This is a genomic window from Nostoc sp., assembly GCF_036917415.1.
Classification (GTDB): Bacteria; Cyanobacteriota; Cyanobacteriia; order Cyanobacteriales; family Nostocaceae; genus Nostoc.
Genome location: NZ_JBALDJ010000092.1, coordinates 57,528 through 80,939 on the forward strand (window position 1 = coordinate 57,528; position 23,412 = coordinate 80,939).

A 23,412-nucleotide genomic window follows, 5' to 3' on the forward strand; every position below is an offset into this window, starting at 1 on the left:
GCAAGTGAAAAAGAGTTATTATCTTAGCAAAACAGATTAAAGAGTGCTAGTGTTACCTATCTTTGCGACATACGCCTGTTTCATCGGGATTTGAATGCAAAACTTGGCCCCTTGTCCCGGCTCAGAAATACACTCGATCTTGCCACCGTGTTTATCCACTACAATTTGGTAGCTGATAGATAATCCCAAACCCGTGCCTTGTCCCACGGGTTTTGTGGTGAAGAAAGGATCGAATAGCTTCTGTTTAACACTTGCGCTCATTCCAGGGCCGTTATCTTGAATAGAGATAGCTATCCAATCAGAATTTACTACTTTAGTACAAATGATAATCATAGTAGGGTAGTTTTTGATTTCTGCTACTGTTCTTTCATCGTTGTACTTGTCTAACGCATCAATAGCATTACTAAGAATGTTCATAAATACTTGGTTCAATTGTCCGGCATAACATTCTACGGCTGGTAATTCTCCATACTCTTTGTGAATCTCAATCGCGGGATATTCTGATTTTGTTTTCAAACGATTATGCAAAATTAACAGTGTGCTATCTATTCCCTCATGAATGTTGACAGGTTTCATCTCCGCTTCGTCCAGTCGAGAGAAGTTGCGTAAGGTAAGTACAATTTCGCAGATGCGCTCAGTACCGACTTTCATCGAAGAAAGGGTTTTGGGCATATCTTCTATCAGATAATCAAGTTCAAGTTCTGCGATCAGATTTTGAATTTCTGGTACCGGATTTGGATAAACATCTTGATAAAGCTCGATTAAACTAATTAGATCCTGGCTATAGTTATCAATGTGAGTGAGGTTCCCGTGGATAAAGTTAACGGGGTTATTGATTTCGTGTGCCACACCAGCAACAAGTTGACCAAGGCTAGACATTTTCTCAGTTTGAATTAGCTGTCCTTGGGTGTGCTGTAAATCTTGTAAAGTTTTTTCCAGTTCAGCTGCTTGCTGGCGCAAAGTTGCTTCAGAATCGCGTAATGCTTCTTCTACTTGCTTGCGATCGCTAATATCCCGTAAGAAAACAATATATTCTTGGCACTGGTGATTGATTTTGTGTGAAATTGTTGTTTCAATGATTTGCTTATCTTGTGGAGATTTTTGTAATATTTGCTCACTTCTGCTTTGCCAATAAGCAGGCACATCACTTAATTCCGGAAAAAAATCATCAAGATGAAGCCCAAGCAGCTGATTAACATCTATTCCTAACAATGCTTCAGCAGCCGAGTTAGCTTGAGTGATTACGCCATTTTCATCCAGCACTAGAACTGTATCTAGGACAGTATCTAAGGCAGTAATGAAGCGACTTTCAGCCACTTCGCGGGCTTCGGCAATCGATGAAATTTGTGGTAAAGTAGTCCAGCAAGCGATCGCGACTGCCATAAATGAGATTACCATCAGCAGAATGAAAAAAAGATTTTTATCTGCACCACTAGGAAGTTTTTCAAACTGCTCCTTAACTACCCAGGTAATAGTGGCAGTACTAGAAATTAATGCTACTAAAATTCCTACCTGAAACCCGACAAAATCTTTAATCTGGGTACTGTATGACTGTCGGCGTTGTATCCACCATCTCAGATCGAAAGGTGCAAAAGGAATTCGCCGGATAGCCGCATCAGCTACTAAAACTATCATAGGTAACAGTAGCCCAGCAGCTAAGTTTTGCCACCTCCAGGCTAAACCACCAACTACTAAAGCTACTATCTCCACAAAACAAAAGCCCAAGGATAACCAAGGCCATCGTATTCCAGGCTCTCCACGGTTTAACCATAGCCCAAAGTGGAATGTGATAATACATAACAAATAGCTAATAGTGATAGTTATCACTAAATTATTAAGATCGCCCGAAAGTAAATAAAACAAACTAAATATAAAGGCAAATATTAGGCTAGGTTGCAATACCCCTTGACGGGAAACAACTGTAAAGACTGGAGACATATACCCGTCTAAAGCTAGTTGGTACAAAATACGAGGAGTATTAGCTACCCCGATAGCAGCACCAAGAAGGCAACTAGAGCAAATCAATAACGTTACAATTAGTGAAGCTGCCTGGCCCCAAAAAGGTGAAGCTGCTACAAAAGTCTTAAACAAATCGCCTTCTAACTCTGGGTTACTAGCTAAACGTATTAACACCCAAGAGCCACACAGAGAAATTATAGCGATCGAATAACCAGCTACTGATAATAAACGTAAAGTTTGATGAGGTTTTTGACTATCTGCTACAAACGCCGCACCTGTTTCAACACTATAAACAGCATAAACAGCGAAGAAAAACCACTTCGGCCATTCAACAGCCGAAAAACTAGGCAAACTGCCAGCAAACAAACCAGGACTTTGTGGCGAAAACGCTAACCAGCCTATGCCTTGAACAGAAAACAGAAGCACTAATCCTACTGCTGGAATAATAAAACATAAATGCAGAATCGCCAAAGCGCGTGTACCACTAAACGCAATACTGAATAAAAGTAGTGTGAAGCCAATTTTCATTACCATTTCTGGACAATGAATGCCCCAAGGTTCAAGCTGAACTTTGATCAATTCTGTAAGAATGACGCCGTTGATGGGAAATGAAACCCAACCAACAAAATATCCTAGTGCTGCATAGCGTCCTAAAAGCGGAAAATTTTTCAGCAGTCTGCTTGTGTAATTAGGTGTTCCTCCTGATACATCCGGCCATTGCCTGCCCAACGCTTGCACCTGAAAGCACAGCATTACACCTATAATCGTTGCTGGTATCCACACAAACAAGGCTTGTATTCCTAGCCCAGAAGTTATGAATGGTGCAGAGGTAAACCATGAAAGTAAGCCAGACAAACCAAAGCCAAAAGTTTCAATAGCAGTTAAGGAACGCGGAAGCTTCATGACTGATTTGTAATTTTTTTCCACACCCAAAATTGACTGGGTAGGCATAATTAATTAAAAATGACACTACAAGCGTTTAAATAACATATTTTTATTTGTTGGAATAAGGGTGAGAATGCTGAAAGCTTCAAGATTAGCTCATATTATGACTATTTTGAGCGGTAATTATCCACAACCTTCTAAATGTTGCATTGCCTGTTTGATTACTTTTACTGGTATAGCTGTCTCTATTGCTTTGAATATTTCAGTACTTTGTATTTTGTAGGACTGTAGGAGAACTCTTAGAGATACACCACATTTTACAGATAACTCTGGAGCTTCTGACTTATTTTGCTTAGAAGTTCCAAGAGTCAAGAGTCCAACAGACTGTATCTTTGGTTTTGAGACCTAAGTTCTATACCTCACTGAGTTATAAACTATTATATTTTCATTCTTGGAAAGAATACTTAGATTTACATGACTTTGAGCCTTATACTGTTTCTTTGTGAAGCTGCAATATATTTTACCCCCCTTTTTTAAGAGGAGCCAGCAGGGGGATTTTATAAAGTGCATCTTCATACAGAATTGCTATTAACTTAATTGTCTTGCTTTATATACATAGTAAATAACATGAATTCCCCAAAAGATCGTAACCATTTTCAAGACCAAAAACCTATTTATTTAGAGTTAAATTTTCAGATTATTTGTGCAGTTGTATTGATTACTGTTATCGGAGTTTCTAGCGTAACTCCGGCTTTTCCGAAATTAGCTAAAGACTTAAATATCAATCCTAAGAATTTGGGTTTACTGATTACAGCATTTACATTACCATCTCTAATTTTAGGGCCAATTATTGGTATTCTTGCCGATAGATGGGGCAGAAAGAGAATTATTGTTCCTTCACTATTTATATTTGGCATAGCTGGTACAGCTTGCGCCTTTGCCCGTGATTTTAATTTATTACTGTGGTTACGTTTGCTGCAAGGAATTGGTGCTGCTTCTTTGCTTTCTCTGAGTATCACCTTAATCGGCGATTTATACACCGGAGACAGACGGACTACGGCAATGGGTTACAATGCCAGTATTAGCAGCATCGGTACATCAAGTTATCCAATAATCGGTGGCGCATTAGCAACAATGGGCTGGTATTATCCCTTCATGTTGCCCATATTAGCGATTCCTCTTGGGTTGTTGGTATTGTTTGCACTTAAGAATCCCGAACCAAAAGGCGATCGCAACCTCAAAGAGTATTTGAGCAATGCCGTAAAAGTTCTGAAAAATCGTCAGCTATTTGGACTTTTTGTTGCCAGTGCTGCTAACTTTGTTTTCCTTTATGGCGCTTATATCACATATTTACCACAGCTAATTAACGATACCTTCAAAGCGCCGCCCACCATTATTGGATTGCTACTTTCTAGTGTTTCCCTAGCAATTACCATCACAGCTTCCCAGTTAGGTAGATTAGCGAGAAGATTTACCGCCACAAATTTAATTAGTGCATCTTATGTTTTTTATGCTTTAGCGATGTTAATAGTTCCCTTTGTGTCAAATATCTGGTTACTATTAATTCCGAGTACAATTTTTGGGATTGGACTTGGTATTAATTTTCCTAGCATCCAAACACTTTTAGCAGATTTAGCACCAAGAGAATATTTGGCGACGATTATATCGGTAAATGGGACATTCTATGGATTAGGACAAACATTAGGGCCCTTATTGATGGGTTATGCCTTTGGTTTTGGCGGAATTAGTAGTGTATTTTATGCCGCAACTGGTTTTGCAGTTTTCATATTTTTTGTGTTTAGGTATTGCACTTGTAGGTGATTCGTAATTCGTTTAGGAAGTGAGAGTCTTCTCAATCCGACGGTCAGGAATCAGCCAGATGACTGCGACTAAAGCGTATAATGCACAGGCAAACCATGAGTTCACAAAGGCAAGTGGAATTGCCACAGCATAAAACACCACCGATATCTTTTCCTTAAAGTTTCCAGTGACTGCGATCGCTAGAGTCGAATCCTTGCCGTGGTAAGAAATCAGGGTGCGGGTAAGGATGAAGTAAGCGATCGCATTCAACAACAACACCGTACCATAAAGGACAACTGGCATGGCGGCAAAGTGATTCTCGCCCATCCAGCCAGTGACGAAGGGGATTAGCGATAACCAAAACAGCAGATGCAGATTAGCCCAAAGGATACGGCCATTAACGTGTCGGACTGCTTGTAGTAGGTGATGATGATTGTTCCAGTAGATGCCGATATAAATAAAACTCAACACATAGCTGAGAAATACAGGGATTAGTGGACGTAGCGCAGCTAAATCGAATCCATGCGGCACTTTGATTTCTAGCACCATAATTGTGATGATGATGGCAATCACCCCATCGCTGAATGCTTCTAATCTCCCTTTTCCCATGTACGCATTCCTTTTCTATTTACTTGAAAGTAAGTTGTGACACTCTGTACTTTATCGTACCAAGTAGTCGCCATTGATGAAGATTGTCTGCGATCGCGATGCCCTCAGCAGGCTATGCCAACACAAAATATTTAATTCTCACTCGCCAATTTCCGCCGTAATTACCGAATAGCAGCGCTAGTATTACGCTCGTAGGCAATTTTTAGAGACTCTATGACTACTTCTGACATATCGATGTTAGGGAAATAACGGCTCCTGGTTTCAATAGTGTAGCGATCGCCTTGCAATCTGTAAATCACAAGCTAGTTCTTTTTGAACAACCAAACTTCTAGTATTTGATAAGGCAGGTAGTCATTGATATCGGTGTAGGTAGTTATGTCTATCTCCACCACTAAATCGGGTGATGGATAGACGCTCCAGTTGTAAATATCAATTGCTGCGGCTGAAAAATACAGCAGCGATAACAATTAAACTTAAAAGTGCTAAAGGAACCCAGAGATTAGGGACATCCGACAAACTCATAAATTACTTACAAATAATTAGGGTACATGAGGCAGATTGCAATAGACATTTGCTACTTTATAAATCAACTTTTAGGTAAGCCTTTTTTTAACTTCCTCAGCTAAATTTTCTAGTAATACTTCTACTTGCTCGCCTGTTTTCAAATCTTTAAGTGAAGATTTTTGCGCTGCTGCTTCTTCAGAACCAATAATTACGCAGAATTGAATTCCTTGTTTGTCTGCTAATTGAAATTGTTTACCCAAGGGACGCTTATCAAAGTTAGTTATAACATTAATTCCTCCCTGACGGAGATGTTGAGAAACTTTTAAATAAGTGGGCATTAAATCTTCTTGCATATTCACTACCATCACTTGGGCTGGTGTAGCAGCTAAGGTACTAAGAATCCCAGCTTTTAACAAGCGACTAATTAAACGAGTTAAGCCGATAGAAATGCCTACACCAGGCATTTTTTCACCCAAAAATACCCCGACTAATTCTTCATATCTACCACCAGAACAAATACTACCTAAAGCTTCATGTCCTAATAAAGTTGTTTCGTAAACTGTACCAGTATAGTAATCAAGACCACGGGCAATAGATAAATCAATGCAAAAACGATTATCAGAAACTCCAAGATTACGCACTCCTGTAATTACCGTTTCTAATTCGGTAATTCCTAAACTCAATTGCTCGGTTTCTAGCAGATTTTGCGCGAGGTGCTTTAGTTTATCTAAGACTTCATCAACAGAACCATCTATTTTGATAAATTCAATAATTTTTTGTGCCTGTTCGACTGAAATTCCTTCTTTTTCTAAATTTTGCTTTACTTTACTTTCACCAATCTTTTCTAGTGTATCAACAATACCAATACACGATTTTATTTGATTTTCGGCAATTCCCAATGATTTAAAGAAACCAGTAAGAACTTTTCGGTTATTGATGCGAATCAGAAAATCACCAATATTAATTGCTTCAAATATCTCAGTGATAATTGCAGGCATCTGAGCATCATAGAGCAAGCTGAGTTCGCGACGAGCAACGACATCAATATCGCACTGACGAAACTGACGAAAACGCCCATCTTTCGCACGTTCTCCCCGAAAAACTACATCGGTTTGATAACGAGCAAAGGGAAAGGTTAATTCATTCAGGTGACGGGCAATATACGCCGCCAAAGGAACTGTTTGGTCAAACTTTAAAGCTCTTGCTTCCGAACCAGTTTCGCCCGATTTATCTCTCTCTGCTTGGCGATTTGGTGGCAAGATGGGATCAATTCCATAAATGATATTGTCGCCTTGATTTCCTTTAGCTTGCAGCACTTCTAAACGTTCTACAGCAGGTGTTTCGATGGGCGTAAATCCATAGCTTTCAAAAACTCTACAGATGATATCTAACAAATATAATTCTAGACGCCTTTCGCTAGGAAGAAATTCTGGAAACCCGCTAGGGGTAGAAAAGTTTATTTTGTCACCTTTGGCCATGCGTGTACCTTACTAAGTTGAAGTTTGAGATCAAAGCCTAACGACTGGAAGTTGTGGCTACACAAACATAGACGCTTTGCGGCTTCCCGCAGGGTAGTCCGCCTGCGGAGACTGGAGAATAATGAGTGATTAACTCTGATAACAAAAATTACTATCTTAGCCGTTCTTCTTGAATTAGGGTGCGTTGAAAGATTTGGTTGTTTTTAAACCAATGCCAAGTGCGGGCACGATTGTTATTGTCAGGGCTAATGTAGATCATTTCATATAAGCTCATTTCTGGGTTTGTCTTGTAAGTAAACCACAAAATCACAATAGAATCATCGGCTTCCCAAGCTTTACCTTGAATGCGATCGGTGTCAAACCAAAGTTTATTATCTTTATAGATTCCTGGAAATTCATACTCCTCTTGTTTACCATCAGACCATTTATAGCGATTGATTTGGTAGTAGGGATGAGGCCCATTTTCTGGAAATTGACAAGTTAAGTGAGACTCATACTTGTCGAGGATTTTTCCGACTGTATCAATTACTGTATAAGTTCCTACCCAATCTCCTTCATGACGGCTAAGTACGGGCATTCCTTCTCGAATATTAGAAACCATTGCAATTTACGTCTCAACAACTGTAGCTAAGGCACAAAACACAAGGTAAAAATTAAGATTTACGCACTGACGGCTGAAACCTAGATCCCCCCTAACCCCCCTTAAAAAGGGGGGAAGTTCTAAAGCCCCTTTTTTAAGGGGGTTGAGGGATCTGAGTGCATAAGTCCTAAAAATAACAGTTTGAATGAACAGTAAGCAGTGCTGATCCTTCAAAAACTCCTAATGTCGGCATTAACATTGTAAGTCGATACAATCGCATTGTGAGTCGATACAATGGCATTGTCAGTTGATGCAATCGCATTGTGAGTCGATACAATGGCATTGTCAGTCGATGCATTACACTGCCTCTAAAAACTTACCCTTTGTTTATTGACAGTATTTATGCTTCATTATCAAACCACCAAGGGTCACTAGTTGAGTTGGTTTTAATCAAAATAGCTTTTTTTCGCATGAATCGTTTCAGCGCCGCCGCACCCATGCGCGATCCTCCCAAACCGGAGAATTTGAAGGCGTTTTTCTCTCCCTCATGCATAATGGCGGTGAGTCCAGCATCGTTGATACTGATAGCACCTGCATCTATCTGGTAAGCAACTTCTAAAGCTTCTGTTTCCGAGGCAAATACAGCAGCGCTTAATCCATAGATTGAGTCATTGGCTAAAAAGACTGCTTCACCTACTGTGGAAAAAGGCATGACTGGCATAATCGGGCCAAAAGTCGCTTCGGTCATGACTTTCATGGAATGATTAACTTGGGTAAGCACTGTCGGACGACACCACCAACCCCCTCCAAAATCTTCTATTACACCGCCGCAGTGAATTACTGCTCCTTTTTCAACTGCATCTAGGAGATGATCGCTAATAATGGCTGCCTGTTTTTCAACAACGATCGGGCCAATTTCTCCACTTTCGACTGTGGGATAGGCTAGCTCAAGGCGATGTGCTTTGGCTACTAGTTGATGGTAAAACTTTTCAAATATGGAGTCTGCAACGTAAATTCGCTCAATTGACAAGTATGACTGTCCGGTGTTGGCGACGGAAGCCCACAATATTGCTGAGGTTGCTAATTCTAAGTTGGCTGATTCTAAAACGATCGCAGGATCTTTTCCTCCTAATTCCAAAAAAGCTGGAATAAACTGTTTTGCAGCCGCCTGTGCAACTTTTCTCCCTGTCCCTACACTGCCTGTAAAGCATACCAAATCTACATTTTCAATCAAAACAGATCCGGTTGCGCCTGCTCCTTCTACAAAAGTTAATACCTCGTGCAGTTTGGGAACGGTGTTGAGTGCTGTAATCAGTGGTGCTACGAAGCGGGGAGTGATTTCACTGGGTTTGACAATGACAGCACAACCTGCCAACAATGCCGGAATGGTATCAACAGTAGACAGTGACAGGGGAAAATTCCACGGGCTAATTACCCCAACTAGGGGATAAGGAACGGATGTTTGTTGCAAGGCAATAAAGGGAATGGCTGTATTTTTTGCAGATTCTTGCAGCAATTCCGGTGCTAACCGACACCAGCGATCGATACTGGAGAGGAAAGAATCTATTTCTAATACCGAAGTTGACAATCTTCCTGTATCATTTACCAAAGCTTCCGTGAGGCGATCGCGTCCAGATAATATCGCATCCTTCCACTGCTGTAAAGCTTCAATTCTACCTTCTAAGCCCAACTGCTGCCAGCGAACTTGTGCCCTGCGCGTGCGCTTACATTGTTGTACCAGTAGCCTTGGAGGCGGCGGGATAATTACGTAGTCAAATTTGCCAGTTCGGGGATTGCGGACTTCTATTGGTTTTGTCATTTGTCATTTGTCATTTGTCATTTGTCATTACTTCTTAATCCCCAATTTCCAATTCCCATTCCCAAATTCAAATCATCCCAGGTTGGTTAAGCACTCAATGATGGTTTGCTGTGTTTGCAGCAAGTATTTGCGGTCTACTTCTTTCCAGCATAGTATTAGCGGGGTAAAAGTGTGATTGGCGATCGCTTATTTGGTTGATTGCATAACAGGTAACTTGCGATGCTAAGTTGATGATTCTTCATTTAGATGCTTTTGCTCTTAGTATGTAACTCAGTGATAATACTGAAACTTTATGTAAAATTATTTTTGCTATACTTAATTATAAAAATAAAAATAACTTTGTTGAGAAATATAGACAAATTAGAAGAAAAACAAATATTAATAAATTAGTTGTTTGATTATAAATATACAGAATATGGCTTTTGATTTAGATAAAGCTTTTCAACTAGATATAGCTCAAATGAATTTAAAAAAAGCACATACATTAGTATTTAAGTTACATGGTGAGCCGAAAATGCCTTTTGTCATTTGGTTACTAGAGAACCCTAACAGCATAGTGGCATTACCTGGAAAAATTAGTCTGCTCCATCATGATTATATTCACATACTTTTAGATAGAGGGATTTCTTCTCAAGATGAAGCTTTTGTAATAGGATTTACAATGGGTAATGACTTAAAGACTAATCAGCTACATTTATTCATCTATCAATTTTTTGCTAAATTTATCTATCCAGCTCCTTATAATTTTTCAAATTTAGATTTCATGAGTTTTAAGTTAGGGTTTATTTATGGCAGAAATATTAAATTTAAACAAATAAACGAAATTAATTTTGAAATTTACCAAAATGAAACTATAGGATTTTTGAGAGATTTTTTTGGTATTAATACTGATAGGTATAAAGTTTTACAAAAGTATTAATAGCGACCACGCCCAATTAAAATACATCTAAAAAAAATAGTATTAAAATGCATCTACCTTATAAACTGAAATTCGCTTCCTCTCAACTAATAACTGTAACAGTACTGCTTACCCTGCTCTTATTTATTCCTCAAGTTTGGCTCAATTTGCAAGCATATTATAATTTTAATAGTATCACTAAAAATGAATTTAAACTCCAAATATTAAGCGATGAAATTACTTATTATGATGAAGTACTAACTATGTCAGCCCGAATGAATGCTGCTACAGGAAACACTATTTGGGAAGAACGATATCGCCAATTTGAACCTAAGCTTGACACTGCTATTCAAGAATCTATTAAACTAGCTCCTAAAGCATATATAAATGAGGATGCTAAGAAAATTGATGCTGCTAATCAACGCCTGGTCACAATGGAATATCAATCTTTTGATTTAGTTAATAAAAATCAAAAACAGACAGCGCAACAACTACTTTTCAGCCGTGAATATGAAACTCAGAAGCAAATTTATGCTGATGGAGTAATGAAAAGAAATTATAATATATCACTTGAATTGCAGCAAAAAGTTGATGAATATTATCAAAGAATATTATGGGCTATTTCGGAGTCTATTATAAGTTTAGGAATGCTGATTCCGGCATGGCTTTTAGTATTGCATTTATTACAGCAATACTTAAAAGCTAAAAAAATTGCTCAAGCCGCCTTAGAAGAAACGAATTGTCGATTGGAAATTCAAGTTGCAGAGAGAACGGCAAAATTAAAACATAAAAATATTCAGCTACAAAATACATTGCAAGAATTGCAACACACTCAAGTACAACTTATTCAAACTGAAAAAATGTCTTCATTAGGTCAGCTAGTTGCTGGTGTTGCTCATGAAATCAATAATCCAGTTAATTTTATTTATGGTAATCTGATGTATATTAGAGAATATAGTCAGCAATTACTAACTTTAATTAAAGTATATCAGCAACAATGTTATAATGAAAACCCAGAAATAACTCTTCTAATTAATGAGATAGATTTAGAGTTTATTGTTGATGATATGCCGAAAATTTTATCATCAATGGCAGTTGGTACCGAACGTATTCGCGAAATTGTGCTAACTTTGCGTAACTTTTCCCGTCTTGATGAAGCAGAAATGAAATTTGTTGATATTCATGAAGGAATTAATAGCACCCTATTAATTTTACAGTATCGTTTCAAAGAAAATCATAAACAACAGGAAATTGCAATTATCAAATATTATGGTAATTTGCCTCTTATTGAATGTTATGCAGGAGGGTTAAATCAGGTCTTTATGAATATTCTCAGTAACGCTATTGATGCTTTACATCAAAGGGAAGTAGAATGTTTAAAAGGAGATATTGAAAGACAGCTTAGTTCTATTATTATCCATACTCAAGTTAGAAATAAAGAGTGTATAATTATTAGTATTAAAGATAATGGTTTAGGAATAACTGAAGAAGATCAAACTAGATTATTTGACCCTTTCTTTACTACTAAACCTATAGGTAAAGGTACTGGCTTAGGATTATCTATTAGTCACCAGATTATAGTGGAAAAACATCAAGGAAAAATTAAGTGTATTTCTTCACCTGGTAAGGGTACAGAGTTTGTGATTGAGATTCCTATCAAGCAGACACGCTAACTATCCTTATTGACAGAAAACCATCGTTACAAAAACAACTCTGGACATCTAAGCTATTTCAATTATTACTAATAGAAAATCCTCGATGCGTAGGTTTAATATTAGCTAACTCCACCTGAAAACTTACTTTGTCGCTCATTTCCCCACTTCTCGCTTCCAAAGTCCACTTACCAGGACGTAAATTCCAAAATAAAGAATTAGCTGAGTTTTTATCTAACTTTTCACCATTTAACCACCACTCCACTGGTGCAAATTTATTTCCCGCTAACTTAAATTCAAGTTTTTGCTTGGTTTCTTCACCTGGATAAAGTAAAAATAAATCGCCATGATGCGGAGATAAAATTCTTAAATTGGTAGAAGTAAAATTTGACTGTTGTTGTTTTGCCAACCATTCATCATACTCTGGTGGCAAATTGAATTGATTCTCACGTTCGTAATTACTTTTATCTTCAGGATAGAAATATTCCTGGACGACTGAGGTACAATCTGGTGTGGGTCGTAACCCCGAAACTGCACAAACAGGTAATTGCACTAAACCTTCTGGAGATGGAAAACCTGCTGGTTCTTGATGTTCGTGCAGATGTAACATAATTCGATTCCATAAGGGTGCTGCGCCTGTCACACCTGAAACCTGTCGCATCGGTTCGCCAGTGAAATTGCCTACCCAAGTAGCGACGGTGTAATCTGTAGTGAAGCCAACAGTCCAAGTATCTCGAAAATTGGAAGAAGTGCCAGTTTTAACAGCTGAAGGAAAGGGTAAATTTAACACCGAGTCTACACCAAATGCTGTTGCACGAGCATAGCTGTCACTGAGTATGTTGGTGATTAATTGCCATATTGTCGTCGAATTTTGGATTGTATATTTGGGATTTTGGATTGGGGAATTGGAAAATGTGCTTACTAAAGGGGTAGCATTTCCTTGTCGTGCTATGGTTAAGTATGCACGGGCTAATTCCCAGAGGCTGACTTCGCCACTACCTAGAGTCAAACCCAAACCATAATGTTCTGGAGTTTGATTGAGGTGTTCAAATCCCAGTTGATGCAGTCGTTCTAAGAAAGTTTCCACACCTACTTTTTCTAATACGCGCACTGCGGGTACATTTAAAGAATTTGCTAAAGCGATTCGCACCCGCACAGGGCCAAGAAACCTTTCGGTGTAATCTGTAGGGCTGTAAAGTTTCGCGCCGGGAATTGCATAATGGGCGGGTACATCTGCCAAAATGGTATTTGGACGAATTAAACCTTTTTCTAAAGCTAGTTCATAGACAAAAGGCTTAAGGGTAGAACCTGGTTGACGTAGTGCTTGCACTCCATCATTGCGTCCCAGTTTGACTTGATTAAAGTAATCAGGTGAACCGACATAAGCTAAAACTTCACCAGTGTGGTTATCAATCACCAACGCGGCTGCATCATGGACATTATTAGCGGCTAGGGAAGAAATTACCTGCTGTACCTGTGCTTCGACAAACTGTTGCAAAGGGCGATTTATAGTCGTGAGAATAGGGGAATTTTGTTCTGCTTGCGTCTTATCAAACTGATTGGCTAACCAAAATAAAAAGTGTGGTGCAGCGATAATTCCCCCTTGGCGAGACTGAAACACAACCTTTTCGGTGTGTGTTCGGGTTGCGATCGCTCCACTAATATACTTTTCCTGTATCATCCGATTAAGGACGTATTTTTGTCGCTGCTTCAGCCGTTCCCAATGCTCATAAGGATTAAAATATGTGGGATTATTGGGAATAGCAGCCAATAAACTAGCTTGAGCAAGATTCAACTCACTAGCTGGGATGGAAAAATAAGTCCGCGCGGCGGCTTCCACACCATATATATTCCCTCCCATTGGCAACCGATTGATATATGCACAAAGAATTTCATCTTTGTTCATCCCTGCTGCTAACCGCCAAGATAGCCAAATTTCATTCAGTTTACCAGAGAAACTGCGGGGCACTGGATCTAACATCCGCGCTAACTGCATAGTAATTGTGGAAGCACCGGAAACAATTCTTTTGGCGTGGATGGCTTCTTTGCTAGCGCGGATAACAGCTTTCACATCCAACGCCCCATGATGGTAAAAGCTGCCATCTTCGGCGGCTAAAATCGCATGGGTAAAATGGGCCGAAACCTGATTGAGCGGTACTACTGATGTATGCTCTTGATCGCGGGTGAGTAATGTTCCTAATGGTAAACCATTGCGATCGCTAAATTGCATTGCCAACTGATTTTGGGCAATATCTGCGGCATGAATGGGCGCAAAATAAGGGAGTAAGCGTACCACCAGACAGATTAGCAGCACAGCTAGGATAACCTTACTAGTGTGCTTAAGTTTGAGTAGCGATCGTAAAATTAGTTTCATCAGGGAATTCCCTGTCCAAGAAAACCTACCTTAATCTTGACGCAGCGATTACATCTACATCAGTAAATATTTCAAATCCTTAATAATTAATTTTTCCTAATTTAGCAAATGTAAATTAATGTTTGCGAAATTTAAATACTTCTTTATAGTTAGGACTTACGCACAGGTAACGGAAAACGAACCACAGAGGACGCAGAGGTAACAGAGAAATGAGAGTTTGAGAGGGTTTTTGCGTAAGTCCTAATAGTTAAGAATTGTAGTCATTTTTGGAACAATAACACTAGATTAGTTATTTATGTAAATAAACATACGTTGCATCCAAAACTTGTGTAAAACTAACTATTTATCTTGCGTACTTTATTAATGTTAGCATTTCCGACTGCATGAGGTAATGCAAGTTTTTATTTGCTATAGTGTGTGAATTTTTTATTTTTAATTACTAGAAAGATGATTATTAGAGTTTTACTGCGTTTCCAGTATAAAATAACCTATCGCGTTCTTAGGGTTATTGGCAGTTCGTTAAAAAAAATTGGGCGTTCTTCAAGCCGGAAAAGAACAATACAGTTTCTTCTGATATTTACATTTATATTAGGGATGGCAGGGTGTAATTTTTTTGGTATCAATTCAAGTAAAGAACAACTTCCAACAGTATCCCCACTTACACCACCTAAATTACCAGACTGGATTGAACAAATTAGTCCCATTGGAGATGCAAAACCCCTCAATCAAATCCGCATCCGTTTTAAAGAAGCTTTAATCCCAGTTGAAAGTCTTGATAGTCCAGAACAGCAAAAATTATTGCAAAAATTTGCTCTTTGGCCGCCTTTACCCGGTCAATTTCGCTTTTTAACACCGCGTATGGTGGGATTCCAAGCTGATAAGGCTTTGCCAATAGCGACACGATTTCAAGTCACTCTCAAAGCAGGTTTAGCCGATTTAAAAAATCATCGCCTAGACAAAGATTTACCTTGGACTTTCAACACCGAATCCATAAATTTAACTAATTTACCCGGTGTAAATCCCATCGATAAGGCTGATATTGAACCAATTGATTTACAACAAAAGTTACAGTTTACTTCTAATGTCGAATTGGATTTAGCTTCTGTACAAGAACATTTACAGTTAATTCCCGCAGGTAAAAATAAAGGTATAGGTTTTAAAGTTGAGTTAAACAAAGAAGAAAAACCATTAAAAAATGAAGAAGACCCGTTAGAAAAGTTTGACCCTTCAGCAAGTAATTGGATTTATAACCTCATCCCACAGCAAAATCTGGAAAAAGCAACCAGTTATCGCTTGGTATTTTCTCCAGGAATACGTCCTGCTTATGGCAATCTATCTACAGAAAAAGAATTTGCCACTAAGTTAGCAACTTATTCGCCCTTGGCATTTCAGAAAATTAACTTTTACGGACAGCCAGATGCAGGGGGAACTTTTGGAAGATTTATTAAAGGTAGTCCGCAGCTAGAATTTAATAATGTCTTGTTAGCAGATTCAGCTAAAGAAAATATTACGATTAATCCAGCACCAAAAGAAATTTCGAGAATTCTGCAAGTTAATGATGAAGATAAAATTATTGGTATCAATCCTTACGCGCTAGAACCCGCCAAAACTTATACAATTACTATCGCCGGAAATCTCAAAGATAAGTTTGGGCAGACTTTGGGTAAACCCGTCACGCTTAAATATGATACTGGAGATTTAGCTGGGGATATCTGGGTACCATCAGATTTGAATATTTTTCCCACAGGGAAAGATTTACAGTTAAATATTAGTACAGGAAATCTGCCAGAATCTAAATATAAAGCAGCTTATCGAGTAGTTAACCCGACAGATTTAGTTTATTTTAATAATAGTAGTGATTTATTACCACAACCTCTTGAATGGCAAAGCTTTAAGGTATCGGGTAAGAAAAATCAATCAGTTGATATTGCTGTTCCTCTGCGGGAAAAAATCAATGCTGCTACGGGGATGTTAGCTTATGGAGTCCAAGCCCGCACTAATAAATATCAAGAGAATGGTAAGGAACTGTGGCGCGAACCTACGACTTATGGCATGGTTGAATTGACAAATTTGGGCGTATTTACTCAGTGGTTTCCTGAGTCAGGGTTAATTCGCGTCAATCATCTTACAGATGGTTCGCCAGTTAAAAATGGCGCTATCGAAATTTATCAATCAAAATTACAAACAAAATCTCGTCCCGAACCAGTACCTTGTGCAACAGGTAAAACTGATGAAAATGGAATTTTTAGAATTGTTCGTGAAGGATTACAGCAATGTTATTCTGGTAATGAAAGCTCTAGTAAATCACCACAACTATTAGTAATTGCCCGTGAAAATCAAGATTGGGCATTCGCTAGAACTGAAGAATATAGCGGTGTTTATGGATATGGCATTGATGCGGGTTGGCAAAATAGTAAGCCAGAATCACGTGGGGTAATTTTCTCGGATAGACAGTTATATCAACCAGGCGAAAAAGCTTGGTTAACTGGTTTCGCGGACTTTTTGCAAAATGGTGCAATTCAGCAAGATAAAAATGCTGCTTACCAATTAACTTTGGTAAATCCCGATGGGCAAAAAACCAGCTTAGGTACGCAAACCACAAATGAATTTGGCAGTTTTTCTCTGGAACTACCAATCAAAACTACTCAGCGCTTAGGCTACTATACAATCCAGGCGAAAGGTAAAAATGGGCAAGAAATTTCTGGAGAATTTCGGGTAGCTGAGTTTAAGCCACCCAATTTTAAAGTCGAACTCAACTTAGATAAAGAATTTGCATACATTGACGAGAAAGTGAATATTAATGCTACAAGCAATTATTTGTTTGGTGCGCCTGTGGAAGGTGGAGAAGCAAAATATTTTATCACTCGTCAGCAGGCTGATTTCGTTCCTAAAGGTTGGGAGGGATTTACTTTTGGTAGGCAATGGTTATGGCCAGAGGAAACGCCTACTATATCTAGTGATGTTTTGCAAACTAATGCCCAACTAGATGCGAATGGTAAAAGTAGTCAAACTGTGAATGTGGCAAATGATTTACCATATCCGATGACTTACCAAGTGGATGTGCAAGTTGCAGATGTTTCTAATCTGTCTGTAGCAAATTCTAAAACTTTTACAGCCTTACCGAGTAATCGCCTCATCGGCTTAAAAAGTAACTTCATCGCTGATGCTGGTAAGCCTTTTCCCATTGAAGTGATTGTTACTGACCCTACAGGAAAACCAATCACAGGTCAACGGGTGCGTCTGGAATTACAACAGATTAAATACAGCAGCGTCACGCAGTTGGTGGAAGGTAGCCGAACACCAAAAAATCAAGTTGAATATAAAACAGTAGGACAAGCAGAAATTACATCTGCGAGTAATCCACAATCGGTAAATTTGACAGCGCCGGAATCTGCTTCATATCGGATTAGAGTTAATTTTAGCGATGTTAAAGGTGAATTAAGCGCTACAGATTTACAAATTTGGGCAACTGGAGAAAATCCAGTATTTTGGGGTTCTAGAGAAGAAGATGTTTTAGAAGTTAAATTAGATAAAAAAGAGTTCAAACCTGGTGAAACTGCTACTGCCTTAATTCAATCTCCCTATGCAGATGCAGAATTGTACTTTGCTGTGATTAAAGATAAACCTCTTTATCAGCAGATTGTTAAAGTTCAGGGAGGCGCACCACAAATTCAGTTTCAAGTTACACCAGAAATGCTGCCTAATGCAGCGATTGAAGCTGTATTAGTAAGGCAAGGTAAACCCATAAATCAAGTGGAAGCGGGAAGTTTAGATAACTTGGTGAAGATTGGTTTTATACCTTTTAAAGTTAATTTAGAAGATAAGTATTTAAAACTGCAAGTTAAACCAGTGCAAGCATCACTAGAACCTGGTGCAGAGGAAACAGTACAGTTAGAATTAAAGGACAATCAAGGAAACCCCACCAAAGGACAGTTTACAGTCATGGTGGTAAATGAGGCGGTGTTACAACTTTCTGGTTATCGTCCGCCAGATTTGGTAGATACAGTTTACGCAGAACAGCCAATATCTACCCGCTTTAGCGATAATCGCCCAGATGTCATATTACAAGCACAAGATGTAGCTAAACCCAAAGGTTGGGGCTATGGCGGTGGTTTCTCAACTGGTGCAGCCAATACTCGCACTCGCACCGATTTTCAAGCCTTAGCTTACTACAACGGTTCTGTCCTTAGCGATGCAAATGGGAATGCACAGATAACCTTTAAACTCCCGGATGACTTAACTACATGGCGAGTGATGGCTGTCGCTACCGATGGAAATCTGCGTTTCGGGAATGGAGACGCAACGTTTATCACCACCAAACCACTGCTCAGTAATGCCATTTTGCCACAGTTTGCCCGTCCAGGCGATCGCATCCTCGCCGGTTTATCCGTAACTAACAACACCGGAAATACAGGAAATCTCTCAATTAATGGCGAACTTAGCGGTACTGTGAAGTTTGCTGATAAAAACTCCACAGCGACTTCTTTGCAAACCAAAGCTGAATCCGCAACTCATGCTTATCGCTTTCCAATGGTGGCGGATAGTGTGGGAGTTGGGAAAGTTCGTTTTACGACTCAGTTAAATGGTACAGCCGCAGATGCTTTTGAAGTACCGTTGGAAATTAAGCCAATTGAAATTACAGAACAAGTTGTTGAATCTGGTGTCACTGAAAAACAGGTGAAGATTCCCCTAAATGTTGATAAAAATACCTTCCCTGATGCGGGAGGTTTAGATATTCAGTTGGCGAGTACTTTGATACCAGAAATTAAAGCACCAGCAAAACAAGTTTTAGAAGATGATGATTTGCCGTTTACAGAACCGGCGGCGAGTCAGTTAATAATTGCGGCAAATCTGCAAACTATTACCCAAAAATATGGTCAGAACTTTGCAGAATTTAATCCTAGCCAACAAGCTAATCAAGCAATTGGAAAATTACAAAAACTCCAAATAGCCGATGGTGGTTTTGCTACTTTTCCCGGAAAAGAAAAATCCGACCCTTGGGTTTCTTCCTATACAGGGGAATCTTTGGCTAAAGCTAGTCAGGTATTTCCTAATTTAGTCGATTCTGCAATGGTATTTCGTCTCAAAACTTATTTACAAAAAGTTCTAGCAAACCCCAGAGAATACGACTTTTGCAAACAACTACTCTGTAAAAGGCAACTGCAACTTAATGCTTTAATCTCCTTAGCAGAATTGGGAGACAAACGCAATACTTTCCTTGCAGATATTTATGAGCAACGCAATAACTTTGATGTAGCAACTCAAATTAAACTAGCGCGATACTTATTTCAATTCCCAGAATGGCAAGATGAATCTCAACAATTAGTGAACAAGCTACAACAGAATATTTATGAAACTGGCCGCACAGCAGTTGTAAGTTTACCAACTAGTTGGGAATGGATGAGTTCATCTACTACGACGCAAGCGCAAGCTTTACGCTTATTTATTACCAAACAAAGTAAACCCGAAGTTATAGATAAGTTATTCCAAAGTCTTCTGGGATTACGACGTGATGGTACATGGCAAACTAATTATAATAATGCCCAAGCTTTAACAGCTTTGGTAGATTATAGTCAACTGCAACCCACACCACTTAATTTTGTTGCCACAGTGGAATTAGCTGGTAATAAGTTAGGAGAAAATAGGTTTAATGGCTACCAAAATCCTAGCTTACAGCTAAATTTGCCGATGAATAAATTACCTCGTGGTCGTAATGATTTAACGCTGCAAAAATCAGGTAATGGCACTTTGCACTATCTAGTTGCTTATAATTATCGTTTGCAAGGTAATCAAGCAGGCAGGTTTAACGGACTACGCATAACACGAGAAATTAGTCAAGTAAATAAAGAGAAAGTTTTGCAAAAAACAGGTCTTTACGCTTTTGATAAACCCTTGACTTTAGCCTCTGGACAGGTGTTTGATATTGGTTTAGAAATCATCGCCGATCGTTCTGTAGATCATCTGGTGATTAAAGATCCGTTACCATCAGGTTTTGAGGCTGTGGATGCGAGTTTTCAAACTACTACAGCTGCATTACAAGCAAAAGCCGATAGCTGGGAACTTGGTTTTAAGAATGTCTACCGCGATCGCATTATCGCCTACGCCGACCACCTAGAACCAGGAGTTTATAGTTTGCATTACTTAGTCCGTTCTGTTACTCCTGGTACCTTTTCTTGGCCTGGTGCAGAAGTTCACTTGCAATATGCGCCAGAAGAATTTGGGCGTACTGCTGAGTCTACATTAATACTGGAGGATAGCAAGTAACTATTTATGCCATCTTTGGCTACAACAAATTTAAAAATCTTTCCAAGTCTATACGGGCCTGCTTTAAAATCTTAGCTAGGGTGGAACGCTTAACTGGGCGGTGAGCTGGAACAGTCAATTTTAAGACTTCATCCGGTATGCTTTTTTCCAATCTAATGTGACTACCTCGCTGGCGTACAACTATCCATCCATCCCGTTCTAAAGCAGCGATAATCTGAGTGTAAGGTAAATTGGGAACTTTGCTCACAGTACCAATTCCCTGACTATTACGCCTTCTTGAGTAATCCATTCATCTTCCAATGGCTCAAGGTAAAGTTCTATTGCTTCTTGGATATTCTCTAATGCTTCTTCTAATGTTTCTCCTTCACTGATACAGCCAGGAAGTGAGGGAACATGGACGGTGTATCCGCCTTCGTCACTGGGTTCTAATACAACTCTGAGTTTCATAACTTGACAATAAAGTTACTTTTTATTTTTAATGATTTATGGCGATCGCACTACCGTTACTGAGAGAAGAAAAGCGATCGCTTTTTTCTTATGAATTCTTGCAAGATATAAATATTCAGTTATAAAGCTTATCATAGCTTAAATCTAAGTTTTTGATCCCGCTTTAACGCTAATTCAACATCTTGGAATGCGGGTTTTTATTCACCAGAAGACTGGTTGGAAGGCTAATTCTGGCTCTTCCATACCTAATGATTTTGAACATGAGTTTGCTACACATAAAGAGCGATTGACTGTCAGACAGATACTGAAAATTGAAGATCACCCAGAGCTTATGTCTGCTGTACAACAGTGGCAGCAAAAACATAGTGCTTCTAGAAGAATTTTTGCTGATACCAATGATGCATTAAATCAATGTCTCCAAGGGTTGAAGTCTAGAGAAATTAAAAAACAGAATAATCTTTCTCAAAATGCTGCTATCAGAGACTATTACGATACACGTCCTTTAATGGATTACTCAGCTATGAGTAAATTAGCAGCTAACCAAATTCGTTATCACGATGTCCATCCCGTGGAAGCTGTTTGTAAAGCGTTGGATTTATATATGCCTAAGCATAAAGCTGAACTTATATCAGTTATAGAGAATGTTTACAAAGCAGACAAAAGATTAAAAACTGAAGCCAAGCAAAAAAGACTCACTGCTGGAATTCAGTTGTCATTACCTCTAGGTATCTAAATACTGGTAGGCATCATCATATATCTGCCTTTATTATAAAGGCGATCGCATTATCGCCTACGCCGACCACCTAGAACTAGAAGTTTATAGCCCTCCATTACTTAGTCTGTTCTATGACTCCTAGTGCATTTTCTTGGTTTGGTGCCCAAGTACATTTGCAATATGTACTAGAAGAATTTGGGTGTACTGCTGTGTCAACATTGCTACTAAAGTATCCAAAGTAATTATTGATACTATATTTAGCTACAACAAATCTAAAAATCTTTCCAAGTATATACGAGCCTGCTTTTAAATATTAAGGTTTAACTAACTAATTTGGTTTTTCTGGGCAAAGGAAACGCTCATATAAGACCATTTCTTAACAAGGATACTTAAGTAAAAGCCGCGTTTATTACATAGAGATGTTGAAGTTCAAGTAAAAACAACAACGGTAAATTAGCTGGTTACAATTTAGCGTTAGTCTCAATACGATATAACACAATACAGTTCAGATAAGCCTAAAACTCTGATGCAGAGACATGATTTACCGCGTCTTAAAAGACCAATTATCCACAAACCCTTAACTAAACTGTATGGGAATATAACAAATTAGACATTTTTACAACAAAGTAGGAAAGTTACTTTTGCTCTAATCTTAAAGATGGAAAATCGGCGTAATAAAAATGCAACAAATTTTAACATTAATTGAACAAAAAAAACAAGAATATGCTCAATTACCCTTGTTTAGTTTTATGCAAAATAAAAGTATAAACCCTATACAAAGGTTAGCTTGGGCACCATGTGCTGCTCATTTTATTATGAATTTTGGAGAACTTAATAAGTATTTTTTGCGAGTAGAACCAACAAACGATCCAATTCAGGCATTAATTAACAAGCATACTTATGAAGATGACCATCATTGGTTGTGGTTTTTGGAAGATTTGAAAAACCTAGAACTTGACAAATCATTAAAATTTAGTGATGCACTAAAATTCCTTTGGAGTGAAGAAACTAAGAATGCTCGCTGTTTAAATTATCAACTCTATCGATATATTTCACAAGCAACTCCTATTCAGAAAATCATAGTTATTGAAGTTACCGAAGCGACAGGTAACATAATGTTTTCAACAGCGGCAGAGATTGGCAAAGAAATTAAAGCAATTACCCAAAAGCCATGCCGATATTTTGCAGATTTCCATCTGAATGTTGAAACTGGTCACATGACAAGTCAATCTGGAATAGAGCAATTTTTACAAGATATTCAAGTATCAGAAGCAACTCGACAAGAAGCTTATGAATTAGTTGAGAACTTATTTACAGTTTTCACACAATTTACAAATGAGCTTTTGGTATATGCTGAAACCCACAAAATTGAGCAGCAATTGAAAACTGCATAAGTTATTAAGCAAGGTTTTTGAAATTGACTTCCAT

At 38.6% G+C, this 23,412-nt stretch carries 16 protein-coding genes and 1 pseudogene; 7 read left to right on the forward strand and 10 right to left on the reverse strand.

The features are described from left to right. Positions 1 to 36: 36 nt before the first annotated feature. Positions 37 to 2,862, reverse strand: coding sequence for an ATP-binding protein (locus V7K41_RS19740; protein WP_334850856.1), 2,826 nt, complete (start codon positions 2,860 to 2,862; stop codon positions 37 to 39). A 609-nt stretch (positions 2,863 to 3,471) separates the two neighbouring features. On the opposite strand from V7K41_RS19740, the gene V7K41_RS19745 reads away from it, so the two are divergent. Beyond that, complete coding sequence (locus tag V7K41_RS19745; protein ID WP_334850857.1) at positions 3,472 to 4,665, forward strand: MFS transporter; 1,194 nt, start codon at positions 3,472 to 3,474, stop codon at positions 4,663 to 4,665. Positions 4,666 to 4,677: 12 nt separating this feature from the next. Here V7K41_RS19745 and V7K41_RS19750 read toward each other — a convergent pair whose 3' ends face one another. From V7K41_RS19750 to V7K41_RS19775, 6 genes are all read right to left on the reverse strand, one after another. Further along, positions 4,678 to 5,253 carry a TMEM175 family protein gene (locus V7K41_RS19750; protein WP_334850860.1) on the reverse strand — a complete coding sequence of 192 codons (576 nt, stop codon included), beginning with the start codon at positions 5,251 to 5,253 and terminating at the stop codon, positions 4,678 to 4,680. A gap of 161 nt (positions 5,254 to 5,414) precedes the next feature. Next, the gene (locus V7K41_RS19755; protein ID WP_334850862.1) at positions 5,415 to 5,552 is read right to left on the reverse strand and encodes a hypothetical protein; all 138 of its coding nucleotides are present in this window, start codon (positions 5,550 to 5,552) and stop codon (positions 5,415 to 5,417) included. A gap of 3 nt (positions 5,553 to 5,555) precedes the next feature. After that, a complete protein-coding gene (locus tag V7K41_RS19760; RefSeq protein ID WP_334850864.1) occupies positions 5,556 to 5,720 on the reverse strand; it encodes a hypothetical protein in 165 nt (54 codons plus the stop codon). Between the two features lie 126 nt (positions 5,721 to 5,846). Further along, complete coding sequence (hisS, locus tag V7K41_RS19765; RefSeq protein ID WP_334850866.1) at positions 5,847 to 7,235, reverse strand: histidine--tRNA ligase; 1,389 nt, start codon at positions 7,233 to 7,235, stop codon at positions 5,847 to 5,849. A 151-nt stretch (positions 7,236 to 7,386) separates the two neighbouring features. After that, the gene (locus V7K41_RS19770) at positions 7,387 to 7,836 is read right to left on the reverse strand and encodes a DUF3598 family protein (RefSeq protein WP_334850867.1); all 450 of its coding nucleotides are present in this window, start codon (positions 7,834 to 7,836) and stop codon (positions 7,387 to 7,389) included. A gap of 379 nt (positions 7,837 to 8,215) precedes the next feature. After that, positions 8,216 to 9,634, reverse strand: a complete 1,419-nt coding sequence (locus V7K41_RS19775; protein WP_334850869.1) for an aldehyde dehydrogenase family protein — start codon at positions 9,632 to 9,634, stop codon at positions 8,216 to 8,218. Positions 9,635 to 10,049: 415 nt separating this feature from the next. Here V7K41_RS19775 and V7K41_RS19780 point away from each other — a divergent pair, with 415 nt between their 5' ends. Together V7K41_RS19780 and V7K41_RS19785 are read left to right on the forward strand one after the other, a co-directional pair. Further along, positions 10,050 to 10,553, forward strand: a complete 504-nt coding sequence (locus tag V7K41_RS19780; RefSeq protein WP_334850871.1) for a hypothetical protein — start codon at positions 10,050 to 10,052, stop codon at positions 10,551 to 10,553. A 47-nt stretch (positions 10,554 to 10,600) separates the two neighbouring features. Next, positions 10,601 to 12,205: a sensor histidine kinase gene (locus V7K41_RS19785; protein WP_334850873.1), complete on the forward strand. Its 1,605-nt coding sequence runs from the start codon at positions 10,601 to 10,603 to the stop codon at positions 12,203 to 12,205. Positions 12,206 to 12,263: 58 nt separating this feature from the next. Here V7K41_RS19785 and pbpC read toward each other — a convergent pair whose 3' ends face one another. Further along, positions 12,264 to 14,558: a penicillin-binding protein 1C gene (pbpC, locus tag V7K41_RS19790; protein ID WP_334850875.1), complete on the reverse strand. Its 2,295-nt coding sequence runs from the start codon at positions 14,556 to 14,558 to the stop codon at positions 12,264 to 12,266. A 594-nt stretch (positions 14,559 to 15,152) separates the two neighbouring features. Here pbpC and V7K41_RS19795 point away from each other — a divergent pair. Further along, complete coding sequence (locus V7K41_RS19795; protein WP_334850877.1) at positions 15,153 to 20,822, forward strand: alpha-2-macroglobulin family protein; 5,670 nt, start codon at positions 15,153 to 15,155, stop codon at positions 20,820 to 20,822. 19 nt (positions 20,823 to 20,841) lie between these two features. On the opposite strand, the gene V7K41_RS19800 is transcribed toward V7K41_RS19795, so the two are convergent. Both V7K41_RS19800 and V7K41_RS19805 read right to left on the reverse strand, forming a co-directional pair. After that, complete coding sequence (locus V7K41_RS19800) at positions 20,842 to 21,069, reverse strand: type II toxin-antitoxin system HicA family toxin (RefSeq protein ID WP_334850879.1); 228 nt, start codon at positions 21,067 to 21,069, stop codon at positions 20,842 to 20,844. Then, the gene (locus V7K41_RS19805) at positions 21,066 to 21,269 is read right to left on the reverse strand and encodes a type II toxin-antitoxin system HicB family antitoxin (RefSeq protein WP_322672322.1); all 204 of its coding nucleotides are present in this window, start codon (positions 21,267 to 21,269) and stop codon (positions 21,066 to 21,068) included. Before V7K41_RS19805 ends, V7K41_RS19800 begins: the two co-directional genes overlap by 4 nt. A gap of 187 nt (positions 21,270 to 21,456) precedes the next feature. Here V7K41_RS19805 and V7K41_RS19810 point away from each other — a divergent pair, with 187 nt between their 5' ends. The 3 genes and pseudogenes from V7K41_RS19810 (at position 21,457) to V7K41_RS19815 (ending at position 23,378) form a co-directional block, all read left to right on the forward strand. Then, positions 21,457 to 22,002, forward strand: a complete 546-nt coding sequence (locus tag V7K41_RS19810; RefSeq protein ID WP_334850882.1) for a hypothetical protein — start codon at positions 21,457 to 21,459, stop codon at positions 22,000 to 22,002. Between the two features lie 43 nt (positions 22,003 to 22,045). Next, positions 22,046 to 22,226, forward strand: a pseudogene (locus V7K41_RS32955) (hypothetical protein); the annotation flags it as partial. Positions 22,227 to 22,664: 438 nt separating this feature from the next. Next, on the forward strand, positions 22,665 to 23,378 hold the full coding sequence (locus tag V7K41_RS19815) for a hypothetical protein (protein WP_334850884.1): 714 nt from the start codon (positions 22,665 to 22,667) through the stop codon (positions 23,376 to 23,378). The last annotated feature ends 34 nt before the right edge of the window (positions 23,379 to 23,412 follow it).